9 protein-coding genes are annotated in these 12,274 nt (G+C 64.3%); 1 reads left to right on the forward strand and 8 read right to left on the reverse strand.

Going from position 1 to position 12,274, the window contains the following annotated elements; genetic code table 11:
• The 5 genes from A3AS_RS0101755 to A3AS_RS0101775 form a co-directional block, all read right to left on the reverse strand.
• Positions 1 to 2,355, reverse strand: coding sequence for an Orn/Lys/Arg decarboxylase N-terminal domain-containing protein (locus A3AS_RS0101755; protein WP_018315884.1), 2,355 nt, complete (start codon positions 2,353 to 2,355; stop codon positions 1 to 3).
• Between the two features lie 100 nt (positions 2,356 to 2,455).
• Positions 2,456 to 4,660, reverse strand: coding sequence for a xanthine dehydrogenase family protein molybdopterin-binding subunit (locus A3AS_RS0101760; protein ID WP_018315885.1), 2,205 nt, complete (start codon positions 4,658 to 4,660; stop codon positions 2,456 to 2,458).
• 7 nt (positions 4,661 to 4,667) lie between these two features.
• Positions 4,668 to 5,684 carry a xanthine dehydrogenase family protein subunit M gene (locus A3AS_RS0101765; RefSeq protein ID WP_018315886.1) on the reverse strand — a complete coding sequence of 339 codons (1,017 nt, stop codon included), beginning with the start codon at positions 5,682 to 5,684 and terminating at the stop codon, positions 4,668 to 4,670.
• A complete protein-coding gene (locus A3AS_RS0101770; RefSeq protein WP_018315887.1) occupies positions 5,681 to 6,166 on the reverse strand; it encodes a (2Fe-2S)-binding protein in 486 nt (161 codons plus the stop codon). The genes A3AS_RS0101765 and A3AS_RS0101770 overlap by 4 nt, the downstream gene beginning before the upstream one ends.
• A gap of 140 nt (positions 6,167 to 6,306) precedes the next feature.
• Complete coding sequence (locus A3AS_RS0101775; protein WP_026201569.1) at positions 6,307 to 6,786, reverse strand: Lrp/AsnC family transcriptional regulator; 480 nt, start codon at positions 6,784 to 6,786, stop codon at positions 6,307 to 6,309.
• Between the two features lie 145 nt (positions 6,787 to 6,931).
• Here A3AS_RS0101775 and ald point away from each other — a divergent pair, with 145 nt between their 5' ends.
• Positions 6,932 to 8,047, forward strand: a complete 1,116-nt coding sequence (gene ald, locus A3AS_RS0101780; protein ID WP_018315889.1) for an alanine dehydrogenase — start codon at positions 6,932 to 6,934, stop codon at positions 8,045 to 8,047.
• 76 nt (positions 8,048 to 8,123) lie between these two features.
• Here the strand turns inward: ald and A3AS_RS0101785 are convergent, their stop codons facing one another.
• The 3 genes from A3AS_RS0101785 to A3AS_RS0101795 are packed head-to-tail and all read right to left on the reverse strand — an operon-like array spanning position 8,124 to position 12,168.
• Positions 8,124 to 10,034 carry an NAD(P)/FAD-dependent oxidoreductase gene (locus A3AS_RS0101785; protein WP_018315890.1) on the reverse strand — a complete coding sequence of 637 codons (1,911 nt, stop codon included), beginning with the start codon at positions 10,032 to 10,034 and terminating at the stop codon, positions 8,124 to 8,126.
• Positions 10,031 to 10,678: a TetR/AcrR family transcriptional regulator gene (locus A3AS_RS0101790; protein WP_018315891.1), complete on the reverse strand. Its 648-nt coding sequence runs from the start codon at positions 10,676 to 10,678 to the stop codon at positions 10,031 to 10,033. Before A3AS_RS0101790 ends, A3AS_RS0101785 begins: the two co-directional genes overlap by 4 nt.
• Positions 10,675 to 12,168 carry an AMP-binding protein gene (locus tag A3AS_RS0101795; RefSeq protein WP_026201570.1) on the reverse strand — a complete coding sequence of 498 codons (1,494 nt, stop codon included), beginning with the start codon at positions 12,166 to 12,168 and terminating at the stop codon, positions 10,675 to 10,677. Before A3AS_RS0101795 ends, A3AS_RS0101790 begins: the two co-directional genes overlap by 4 nt.
• Positions 12,169 to 12,274 lie beyond the last annotated feature (106 nt).

Below are 12,274 nucleotides of genomic sequence, written 5' to 3' on the forward strand. Positions count from 1 at the left end.
CTACTCGGCAACGACGTAAGTATAGAGCCCGATGCGCCCCTGGGCATCGATCTCCTTGTAGACGCCCTGGATCTCGACGTCGAAGCCCGGAAACGTGTTGAAACAGGTTTCGAACATCTTGAGATAATCGACCATGGGCTTGGCCCGTTCCGTCAGCCGCTCGCCGGGCACGATGGTGGCGATGCCCGGCGGATAGACCACGAAAGGGGTGGTCGCGATGCGGCCCGCGATGGCCTCGATCGGCAAATAGTCGACATCGTTCTTGAACAGATAGCGCGCGGCATCGCGGGGCGACATCGCGATCTCAGGCATGTGCTCGGGCATGAACTGCCGGGCCTGAAGCGCGCTGACGTCGGCGGCGCGGAAGAACCGGTGCATCTCGCCGCAGAGATCGCGTAAGCGCACGCCGGCATAGCGCGCCTGCCGCCGCTGATAGAACTCCGGAATGACGTCGGCCAGCAGTGCATTGTCGTCGTGGAGCTTCTTGAAGGCGACAAGGCCCGAGATCAGCGTGCCGGCCTTGCTCGCCTCGACGCCGGGGGTCAGCAGGAAGAGCAGGGAGTTGAGGTCGTTCTTCTCGGGGACGATGCGGTTCTCGCGCAAATATTGCGCCACGACGGGGGCAGGGATGCCGTGCTCGGCATAGGCACCTGAGCGGTCGAAGCCGGGGGTGAGCAGCGTCAGCTTGTTCGGATCTGTCATGGCAAACTCCTCGGCCATGCCGGGGAAGCCGTGCCAGTTGGTATCGGGCGAGAGCTGCCACAGCGCGGCGTTGGTGGCGAGCTCATCGGTCGAGAGGGTTTCCCAGGCGACGTTGTGGACGGCGCCCGGGCGGCCGACATCGGGAATGGCGACGCGGTCGGGAACGAAGGGTTCGAAGAACCAGCGCCGGTCCGGATTCTGCTCTTTCTCTTCGAACTCCCTGCGCATCGCGCGGATCTTCTTGCGCAGCTCGATGCCGAGGCGAATCGTGTCGTCCCACAGCACTTCGCCCGAGCGGCCCTTCATCATCTGCGCACCGACGTCGAGCGAGGCGAACAGCGGATAGAAGGGTGACGTGGAGGCGTGCTGCATGAAGCTTTCGTTGAAGCGGCGGTGCTCGACGCGTCGCTTCTGGCCGCGGATGTGGCGGTCCTTGATGTGGATCTGGGAGGCCTGCGAGAAGCTCGCAAGCTGCTTGTGAGTCGATTGCGTCGCGATGATGCCCGGTGCTTCCGGCGGAAGGTTCGCCAGCCCCATGGCGAAACGGCCGGCATAGAGAGGGTGGAACTTCATGAAGCCGGCCCAGGCCTCGTCGAACAGGATGTACTCGCACAGATGGCCGATGCGCTTCAGGATCATCTCGGCGCTGTGGATCGTCCCATCATAGGTGCACTGTTCGACGACGGCGACGCGGAACGGCCGCTCCTTGCGCCAGGCCTCCTTGTCCGTGACCAGCGGGTGATTGCGGATCGCCTCGCGCAAGGTCTTCTCGTCCAGCACGTCCCAGCGCATCGGGCCGATCAGGCCCCAGGCGTTGCGGATGGTCGGCACGTAAACCGGGACGCCGCCGTTGATCATCAGGGCGCCGTGATGGGCAGCCTTGTGGTTGTTGCGGTCGAACAGCACGAGGTCGCCGTCGGTGACGAGGGCGCCGAGCGCGACCTTGTTCGAGGTCGAGGTGCCGTTGAGCACGAAATAGGTCTTCTCCGCGCCAAAAATCTGCGCGGCTTCCTTTTGCGCCTTCAGCGCCGGCCCCTCGTGGGTGAGGAGGTCGCCGAGATCGAGCACGGAATTGTCGAGGTCGTCCCGGAACACGGATTCGCCGAGATGCTCGACGAAGACCCGGCCGATCGGGCTGCGGTTGTAGAATACGCCGCCATTGTGCCCCGGGCAGGTCCAGAGCTGGTTGCCTTCCTCGGCATAGTCGACCAGCGCGCCAAAGAACGGCGTCTTCAGCGTTTCGGCATATTGCTTGAGCCGGCTGATTAGATTCTTGGCGATGAAGGTCGGCGTTTCCTCGGACAGGAAGACATAGCCGTCGATGAAATCGAGCACCTCGACCGGCAGGTCCTCGAAGCGCTTGCGCCGGATCAGGAGGATGATCGGGAAATCGAGGCCGCGGCGGCGCATCAAATTGATCAGCGCCGAGGTCTTGCCCTCCAGGCCCTTCTTGCCCCAGTCCACCACCATGCAGCCGATCGCGGCGTCGGTCTGCACCGCCATCTCGGCATCCTCGAGCTTGCGCGCCCGGACCACCTCGAAGCCGGAGCGCTGGATCTCCTCGATGATCTGGTTGAAGCGGACGCCTTCGAGATCGTCGGCGTCGAACACTGGTGCGGCGAACAGGAAGTTGAAGCGCTTGAAATAGTCCATGTCGGGTCCTGAATGTGCCAGAGACACAGCTCATCGACACATTCGATGACAGCTGGATGACACTGACCCGATCCAGGCATGGCTCGGATGACAAGGCAGGTCAGCCGAGCAGCTTGTCCAGCGTGATCGGGAAGTGCCGGACACGCTTGCCGGTGGCATGATAGACGGCGTTCGCGATTGCCGCAGGCACGCCCACGATGCCGATCTCGCCGAGACCCTTGACGCCGAGCTTGTTGATTCGGTCGTCCGGCTCGTCGACGAAGATGACGTCGATGTCGTGAATATCGGCATTCACCGGGATGTGGTACTCGGCGATGTTCGCGTTCATGATGCGGCCGAAGCGGTGGTCCATGACCGTCTCCTCGTGCAGCGCCATTCCGATCCCCCAGACCACGCTGCCCATGATCTGGCTGCGGCCTGTCTTGGTATTCAGGATCCGCCCGGCCGCGACGGCGCTCACGACTCGCGTGACCCGAATGACGCCGAGTTCCTCGTCGACCTTCACCTCGGCGAAGACAGCCGAATGCGTGTTGCGGGCGTGCGACTTGTCCTCCGCGAACTGGTTGAGCTTCTGCTTCTCGATCCGCTCGAGCTTGCCGTGACGCATCACATCGGCGATCGAGACAGCGCGGCTCTTGTCGCCGGCCTTGGAAATCGTGCCGTCAACAAGAACCATTTCCGATGCATTGAGGCCGCCAAGTGGCGAGTCAGGTATCGCCTTGGCCAGACGCGCGAGCTCCTGGCGAATGTCCTCGGCCGCTCCCAAGACCGCATGTGCGCTCGAAGCGGCCATCCAGGAGCCGCCCTCGACGGGCGCTTGGGGCAGGGTTGAATCGGCAAGCTTCACGTCGATATTCCCGATCGGCAGCCCGAGGGCGTCGGCCGCGACCTGCGCCATGATGGTGTAGGTGCCGGTGCCGATATCGGACGCGGCGCAGGATACCTCGGCGTGGCCGTTGGCGGTCAGCACGATGCGCACGGCGACCGGCATCTGCAGCGCCTCCCACACCCCTGTCGCCATGCCCCAGCCGACCAGGTCCTTGCCATCGCGCATCACACGCGGCGCGGGATTGCGGCGGGCCCAGCCGAAGGCTTCCGCGCCACGGGCGTAACATTCGCGCAGCTGCTTGCTGGTGAAGGGCAGGTCTTCGCTCTGGTCGCGATCCGAGTAGCACTTCAGGCGCAGCTCGATCGGATCGAGCTTGAGTGCGACGGCCAGCTCGTCCATGGCGCATTCGAGTGCGCAGACGCCCGTTGCCGCGCCCGGCGCACGCATGTCGCAGGGGGTGGGGACGTCCAGGTGGACGAGCTTGTGGGAGAGGCGACTGTTGGGGCTCTTGTAGAGCTGCTGCGCCCAGCCGGTGTCATTGCGTGAGAAATCCTCGTAGCGCGAGGTGACGGCAATGGCTTCGTGCGTGACCGCATCGAGCGTGCCGTCCGACTTTGCGCCGAGCGCGACGCGCTCGATGGTCATCGGCCGGTAGCCGAGCCCATACATCTGCTGCCGCGTCAATACGACACGAACGGATCGCTTCAGCGCGAGGGCGGCAAGCGTTGCCAGCACCACCTGGTGCTGCGGCCGCAGGCCGGAGCCGAAGGCGCCGCCGACATAGGGCGAGACCACGCGGATGTCCTCCGGCTTCATGTCGAACACGCCGCAGAGATATTTATGGACGTTCTGGACGCCCTGCGTCTTGTCGTAGACCGTGAGGCTGCCGCTGCCGTCCCAGACCGCTGTCGTCGCATAGAGCTCCATCGGGTTGTGGTGCTCGGTCGGGAGGACGTAGTCGGCCTCATGGCGAACCGCTGCCCCAGCCAGCGCCGCTGCGGCGTCGCCGCGCGGCTTGTGCGGCTGGTCCACATTGGCGGATGTGCCGCGTTCGGTTTCGAGATCGGTCGCAAACGCCTCCTGCTCGTATTCGACACGCACGCGCGTTGCCGCGAATTTGGCAGTTTCCCAGTCCTCCGCGATGACGAGCGCGATTGGCTGACCGTTGAACTTGACCCTGTCGTCGTAAAGCGGGCGGAAGGGTGAACCCTTCTCCGGCGCCACCTCGTCCTTCCAGGCCTCATCCTTGTCGGCGAGGGCCACGCGATGCGTATGCGTGAGCACGTCGACCACGCCCTTCACCTTCAGCGCGTCGCTGGTGTCGAGCCGAGCGATGCGCCCGCGCGGAACCGTGGCATCGACGATGAAGCCATGGAGGAGGCCGTCTGCCGCGAATTCGCCGGCATATTTGGCGGCGCCAGTGACTTTGGCCCGGCCATCGACGCGGGACGTTGGTGTTCCGACATAGCCGTTCATCGGTCCCTCACGCGATCTTCTTGTGAGCTTGTGACTGTGGTGTGCCGCTTGCGGCCTGCATCAGCGTACGCACGACGGCCCGGCGTGCGAGTTCGAGCTTGAAGCCGTTGTGCGAACCAGCGACCGCTCCCTGCAGCAGCAGATCGGCAGCGCGTCCAAAATGATCCGGCGTTGCCGCCTGGCCGCGCAACGCCGCTTCAGCTTCGAGCCTGCGCCACGGCTTGTGAGCCACACCGCCGAGTGCCAGGCGCGCTTCGCTGATTGCGTTGCCCTCCAGTTCGAGCGCAGCCGCGACCGAGACCAAGGCAAAGGCGTACGACAGCCGGTCACGGATCTTCAGATAGCTGTAGTTCCGGGCAAAGCCGCGCGGCGGCAGCCCGATCGCGGTGATGATCTCGCCGGTGCTGAGATTGGTATCGACGTGAGGTTTGTCGCCTGGAAGCCGATGGAAATCTGTCAGCGCGATGGTGCGCTCACCGGTGGGGCCTGCGATGTGCACCAGCGCGCCGAGCGCGGCCAGCGCCACGCTCATGTCGGATGGGTTGGTCGCGATGCAGGAATTGCTGGCGCCTAGGATCGCGTGGTTGCGGTTGAGACCGTCGATCGCCGAGCAGCCGCTGCCGGGCTCTCGCTTGTTACAAGGGGTGGTCGTATCATAGAAATAGGCGCAACGCGTTCGCTGCATCAGATTGCCGCCGACCGAAGCCATGTTGCGCAATTGCGCGGAGGCGCCGGCGAGGATGGCGCTGGCGAGCAGGGGATAGCGCTGTTCGATCAACGGATGGTAAGCAAGGTCCGAATTCGGCACCAGGGCGCCGATGCGCAGCCCCTGATCGGGTGTCTCCTCGACGTTGCGGAGCGGCAGGCGGGAGATGTCGATCAGCCGCGAGGGGCGTTCGACGTTCTCCTTCATCAGGTCGATCAGATTGGTCCCGCCGGCAATCAGTTTTGCGCCAGGATCGGCGGCCAGAAGGCGGATCGCGTCGGCGACATCGTTGGCGCGGGAATACTGAAAATTATTCATGACCGGCTCATCGCCTGCTCGATCGCAGCCACGATGTTGGGATATGCGCCGCAGCGACAAAGATTTCCGCTCATCAACTCCCGGATCTCGTCGGCATCGCGCGCCCGACCTTCGGCCAACAAGCCCGCGGCAGAGCAAATCTGTCCCGGCGTGCAATAGCCGCACTGGAAGGCATCGTGGTCGATGAAGGCCTGTTGCAGGGGATGCAACGTGCCGTCCCTGGCCAAGCCTTCGATCGTCGTGATCTCGGCGCCATCCTTCATGACCGCGAGGGTCAGGCAGGAATTGACCCGTCTTCCGTCGACCAGCAGGGTGCAAGCGCCGCATTGGCCGTGATCGCAGCCTTTCTTGGTGCCGGTCAACTCCAGGCGGTCACGCAGCGCATCGAGAAGCGTGGTCCACGGCACGACCTGAAGCGCGCGCCTTTCGCCATTGACGACGAGGTTGATCAGAATGCGCTCGGGGATCGTAGTGTCGGCCATATCCTAATTCCTTGCGGAAAGGCCGAGCTGGACAAATAGTGGAAGTGACGCAAGAATGCGCTGCCGCCGCTGGCCGATAGCGCCCAACGGATGACGCGTTGCTTGGTTCCAGACCGATTCCCCCGACCGGATAGACGAGGTCAGCGCTTCACTTCGCCGAATACCACCGTCGGCACCGCGCGGTTGACGATTTCGCGCAGGGCAAAGCTCGATTGCACGCGCGCGACGCGCGGCAGGCGGGACAGCTCGGTGCGGTGGATGCGCTCGAAATCCTGGATGTCGCGGGCAAGCACGATCAGGATGTAGTCGTCGGTTCCCGACATCAGGAAGCAGCGCACGACGGAAGGGCATTTCACCACCTCCGCCTCGAACGCCTTCAACGCGTCGTCGCTCTGGCTTTCCAGCGCGATGCGGACCAACACGGTGATGGTGAGGCCGAACTGGGCGAGATCGAGTGCGGCCTGGTAGGCCTGGATGTAGCCCTCGTCCTCCAGAGCCTTCTGCCGCCGGGCCAGCGCCGTGCTGGAGAGCCCGACCTTGTTGGCAAGCTCGGTGTGGCTGGCACGCGCATTGGTCGTGAGTTCCGCGAGGATCGCGAGGTCTTTCCGGTCGAGGGCCAATGTTTCGTTTCCAGCGTGAAAGGGCAGCTTGGCGCCGGAAACCGGCGCGCGCCTGCCGAAACTAGCGGATATTTGCACGAAACCAAACCGGTCCCGTCGCTACGATGAGGAACAGAATCAAGGCGTCGGCAAAGGAGCCCGGAAGATGCGCGTCGGTGTGCCCAAGGAGATCAAGGTGCAGGAATATCGCGTCGGGCTCACCCCGGGCGCCGTCCGTGAATATGTCGCGGCCGGGCACCAGGTCACGGTCGAGACCGGCGCCGGCGGCGGCATCGGCGCATCCGACGAGGTGTATCGGCGGGCAGGGGCCACCATTGCCGAGAGCGCCCGCGACATCTTTGCCAAGTCCGACATGATCGTGAAGGTAAAGGAGCCGCAGAAGAGCGAATGGGCCCAGCTCCGGGACGGCCAGATCCTGTTCACTTATCTTCATCTTGCGCCGGATCCGGAGCAGGCCAAGGGCCTGCTTGCCTCCGGCTGCACCGCGATCGCCTATGAAACCGTCACGGACGCGAACGGTCACCTCCCGCTGCTCGCCCCGATGAGCGAAGTCGCCGGTCGACTCGCCATCGAGGCCGCCGGCGCCGCGCTCAAGCGCTCGGCCGGCGGCCGCGGCCTGTTGCTGGGCGGCGTGCCCGGCGTGCAGCCGGCGCGCGTCGTCGTGCTCGGCGGCGGCGTGGTCGGAACGCAGGCGGCGCGCATGGCCGCAGGCCTCGGTGCCGAAGTCACCGTGATCGACCGCTCGATCCCGCGCTTGCGCCAACTGGACGATCTTTTTGCCGGACGCGTGCGTACCCGCTTCTCGACCATCGAATCGGTCGAGGACGAGGTCTTCACCGCCGATGTCGTGATCGGTGCGGTGCTGGTGCCGGGCGCCAGCGCCCCCAAGCTGGTCACGCGCGCGATGCTGAAGTCGATGCGGCCGGGCGCCGTGCTGGTCGATGTCGCGATCGATCAGGGCGGCTGCTTCGAGACTTCGCACGCGACCACGCATACCGACCCGACCTATGAGGTGGACGGCGTCGTGCACTATTGCGTTGCCAATATGCCGGGCGCGGTGCCGGTGACGTCGAGCCAGGCGCTGAACAATGCGACACTGCCGTTCGGCCTGATGCTCGCGAACAAGGGCTTTGCCGCGGTGCTGGAAAACCCGCATTTGCGAAATGGGCTGAACGTCCATCGCGGGCGCATCACCAACAAGGCGGTGGCGGAGAGCCTCGGGCTGGAGTTCGCACCGATGGAGAGTGGGCTGGCGGCTTAGCGGCGCGGCGTACGCGGATGTCTCACCCTTTCCTACAAGGGGAGAGGGGGCACCGGTTCTGCCGAGCGATCAACGTTCACGCCTTCGTCAGCCTGTACTGCCGCAGATCGGGATCATGGGTCATGCGCCAATAGTCCACGAACCGCCACGGCATCGCCGAAAACACCCGACCACTCGAATTGCGATAGTAGGTGCTCATGCCAGGGTGCGTCCAGATCATCGCTTCGTGCTCGACATCGACCTTACGGACGTAGTCGTCGAGCACGTCCTGGCGGACGTCGATGGCAGCGACGTCGTGCTCGATCATTTCGGCGAGGCAGGCGGCGATGTAGCGGCTCTGGCATTCCGACTGGAAGATGACGCTGCCGCCATGCGCCGGGCCGGAGTTGGGGCCGAGCATGCAGAAGAAGTTGGGGAAATCGGGCACGGTGAGGCCGAGGAACGCGGTCGGATTGTCGTTGCTCCAGGCCTGGCGCAAATCCTTGCCTTTGCGGCCGCTGATGTTGAGGCGCGCCGCCATTTCCGTCACCTTGAAGCCGGTTGCGACCACGATGACGTCGGCAGGGCGGTGATTGCCATCGGCGGTTACGATGCCGCGCTGGTCGAAATGGTCGATTGCGTCGGTGACGAGCTCCACGTGCGGCCGCGTCAACGTCTTGAACCAGTTGTTGTCGAGCAGGATGCGCTTGCCGTAGGGCGGATAGGTCGGCACGCATTTTTCGATCAGGTCCGGCCGGCCCTGCAATTCCGACAGGATGAAATCGGTCAGCTCCTGGCGGTGCCGGTCGTTGCCCTTGTTGACGGCACGCTCGGGATGCGGCCAGGCCGGGTCCTTGCGCAGGAAAGGCAAGAGGCCGTCGCCATAGCGCCAGAACATGTTGAAGCGGTACCATTGCACGTAGAAAGGCAGATGCGCCAACAGCCAGCGCGCACCCTCGCTGATCGGATCGGCATAGCCCTTCACCGGCCGCGCCCATTGCGCGCTGCGCTGATAGACGGTGACCGAGGCGACGCGGCCGGCGATCGACGGCACCAGCTGCATCGACGTCGCGCCGGTGCCGATCACGGCGACATGCTTGCCGTCGATGTTGATGTCATCGGACCACAGCGCCGAATGCAGGATCGTTCCCGTGAACTTGTCCTCGCCCTCGAAGTGTGCACGGGAGGGATCGTTGAGCTGGCCGATGGCCGAGACCAGCGCGGTGGATTCGAAGGTCTCTTCGCCGCTCTCGGTCTTGAGCGTCGAGATCCAGCGCCTTTTGCCTTCGTCCCAGCGCGACGAGGTCAGCTCGGTTTTGATGCGCAGGTGCTCGCGGATGCCGTATTCGTCGGCGACCTTCTGAAGATAGCCGAGCAGTTCCTCGCGCTGGCAGAAGTAGCGGGTCCATGCATTCCCGGAGCCGAAGGAATAGGAATAGGAATGGTTCGGCGTATCGACGCCGCAGCCGGGATAGCGGTTGATCCACCAGGTGCCGCCAAGCTCGGCGTTCTTCTCGACGATGGTGTAGGGAATGCCGAGATGACCGAGCGCCACGCCGAGCGCAATGGCGCAGACGCCGGCACCGACGATCAGCACGTGCTGCTCCGCGAGCTTGTCGCTCGATGGCTGCTTGGTCCAACGCGCCTCGCGCGCAACAAACCCCATCTCCTCGCGCATCAGCGGGGCGTATTCCGGCGCGACATTCTCGCCGAGGCAGCCGCGCATCATCTTCAGCAGCAGCTCGTCGCCGGGATCAGTGATGACGGGCTTCGGCGTGCCATTGGCGAAGAGCTTCACCACCGCGGCGCGGATCTCGTCCTGGATTTCCTTGGGCACGCCTGCCTCGGGATCGGGAATGAGGCGGATGTCGCGCTTGGGCAAGTACGGCGCCGCGAGCCATTTCTCGTCGCCGGTCATATGCACCAGCACCATCAGGAGGCAGCGGATGTCGCCTTCTGCGATGGTCGAGGCAAGGTCGAGCGGCCTGTGCGGAGATTCAATGTTCATGGCGTGTCCTGGTCTCCGGAGCCGGTGAAGAGGCCGCGCGTCATCAGCTTGCGATAAGCGGAGATGACGTGCTCGGGCACAGCGGTGACGCCGCCGGCCGAGTAGGAGTAGCGGCGGCTGAGATAGCCGCGCGCACCCATCAGCATGTGGACGATCGCCTCGAACTCCTCGTCGCTGAAATCCGCGATGGCGCCGGCAAGGCGCGCACGGCGGAGGATGCGGACATAGGCGACCGAGATGTTGTCGAGATGTTTCTGGTAACCGATGGGTGCGAAGAATTCGGCCTCGTTGAGGATGCGCAAAAATTCCGGGACCTCGCGGATGAAGTCGAAGAAGGCGGCGAAGCGCTCGATCTCCTGCCGCGCCGCATCCGCCGTGCCGGTGCGTACGCGGATGAACTCGACCATGTCGAGGCCGATCTTGGGCAGCAGCTGGTCGAGCAGCTCCTGGCGGTTCTCGAAATGATTGTAGAAGGTGCCCTGCGCGACGCCGGCCTGTTCGGTGATGCGGGCGACGGAGGCTTCGGCATAGCCATGCTTGCCGACGACCTTGGTGGCGGCCTCGAAGATCTTCTGCTTGGTCCAGGCGTTGCGCTCGATGCGGTTGAGCTTTGTGACTTTCGCGGTGGCTGGGCCTTGCGTCATGCCACGGTCTCCAGTTCGGCGCGCAGCACGCGCTTGAGAATTTTTCCAGATGGATTGCGCGGGAGGCTGTCGCGGATGATCAGCTCTTTCGGCACCTTGAAGCTTGCGAGCCGCGCGCGGCAGTGCTCGGTGAGAGCAGGGAGCTCGAGCCTGGCGCCCTCGGTCAGCACGACGATCGCGACCGGCCGTTCACCCCAGCGTGCGTCACGCAGGCCGATCACCGCGACCTCGCGCACCCCAGGCAATTCATAGATGACGCGCTCGACCTCGGAGGAGGCGATGTTCTCGCCGCCGGAGATGATCATGTCCTTCTTGCGGTCGGTCAGATACAGGAAGCCATCCTCATCGAGATAACCGACGTCGCCGCTGCGGAACCAGTCGCCGAAGAAGGCGGACGCCGTCTTGTCCGGATCCTTCCAATAGCCGCGCGTGATCTTCGGTCCGCGCAGGCAGATCTCGCCGTTAACGTTCGCCGGCACGGCCTTGCCGTCCTCGTCGCGGATCTCGATCTCGACATGGGCAATCGCACGCCCGGTCGAGCCGATCTTCTCGATCTCGCGGCCCGCTTCCATGAAGGTGTCGCCGCCGACGGTCTCGGTGAGGCCATAGGCATCGATATAGCGTGCGTTGCGGAAATATTCGGCGAAGGCGCGGATGCGCAGCTCCGGCGTTTTCTCGCCGCCGCCGATGGCCCATTGCAGGCTGGAGACGTCGTAGCGCTCGCGCGTCGGGCAGGTGAGCATCGCGCTGGTCATCACAGGTGCGAACCAGGCTGCGTTGAGCTTGTCCTCGGCGATCGCTGCAAGCGCCGTCTCCGGCTCGAAATTGCGTTCGATGCGAATGAAACCACCGTGCCAGAGCACGGCGATGCCGGGCAGGTCGAGCGCGCCGACGTGATAGAGTGGGCCGACGACGAGAAGGCGGGTCTCGGCGCTGAGGCCGAGCGCGATCGTCTGGTCGGCGGACTTCCAGTAGAAATTATCGTAAGACAGCATCACGCCCTTGGGGCGGTCGGTCGTGCCCGAGGTATACATCAGCCGCATCAGGTCCGATGGTGCGCGGACATGCATCGGCGCGGGCAGCGCATCGCCAGCAAGACGCGCAAGGCTCTGCTGCGCGGCCTCGTCGAGCACGACAACCTCTGTGCCCGCGGCATTCGCAGCCAATTCCTCGTCGACGATCAGAAGCCGTGCGCCGGCATTGCCGGTGATGTAGCCGACCTCGTCGCGGGAGAGGCGGAAGTTGATCGGCAAGAACACCGCGCCGAGATGGCTGGTGGCGAAGACGAGCTCCAGGAAAGCCGCACTGTTCTTCATCAGCACGGCCACGACATCGCCGGCGCCGATGCCCTGCGCGGCCAGCCAGCCCGCCACCGTTCGGACACGCGCATCGAACGCCGCGTAGGAAATCTCCTCGCCGCGATATTTCAGCGCGGGCCGGTCCGGCGTGCGCCGGGCATGAAAGGCGATGAAACTCGAAAGATTGATCATTTGCGGACTTTTGGGCCGTTTGTCGGCCGCACTTCCTCCTACAATGAATTCTGACTCGTAATTCATCTTCGGCTTGACGTCACCCCCCACCCTCTGAAATCCTCCG

Origin of the sequence: Bradyrhizobium sp. WSM2793, assembly GCF_000379585.1 — a bacterium.
Classification (GTDB): domain Bacteria; phylum Pseudomonadota; class Alphaproteobacteria; order Rhizobiales; family Xanthobacteraceae; genus Bradyrhizobium.

Excerpts from the sequence above, each read along its gene's own strand:
- A3AS_RS0101760 (WP_018315885.1), bottom strand. The coding sequence starts at position 4,660 with ATGAACGGCTATGTCGGAACACCAACGTCCCGCGTCGATGGCCGGGCC.
- A3AS_RS0101795 (WP_026201570.1), bottom strand. The coding sequence starts at position 12,168 with ATGATCAATCTTTCGAGTTTCATCGCCTTTCATGCCCGGCGCACGCCG.
- A3AS_RS0101785 (WP_018315890.1), bottom strand. The coding sequence starts at position 10,034 with ATGAACATTGAATCTCCGCACAGGCCGCTCGACCTTGCCTCGACCATC.
- A3AS_RS0101770 (WP_018315887.1), bottom strand. The coding sequence starts at position 6,166 with ATGGCCGACACTACGATCCCCGAGCGCATTCTGATCAACCTCGTCGTC.
- A3AS_RS0101765 (WP_018315886.1), bottom strand. The coding sequence starts at position 5,684 with ATGAATAATTTTCAGTATTCCCGCGCCAACGATGTCGCCGACGCGATC.
- A3AS_RS0101755 (WP_018315884.1), bottom strand. The coding sequence starts at position 2,355 with ATGGACTATTTCAAGCGCTTCAACTTCCTGTTCGCCGCACCAGTGTTC.
- ald (WP_018315889.1), top strand. The coding sequence starts at position 6,932 with ATGCGCGTCGGTGTGCCCAAGGAGATCAAGGTGCAGGAATATCGCGTC.
- A3AS_RS0101790 (WP_018315891.1), bottom strand. The coding sequence starts at position 10,678 with ATGACGCAAGGCCCAGCCACCGCGAAAGTCACAAAGCTCAACCGCATC.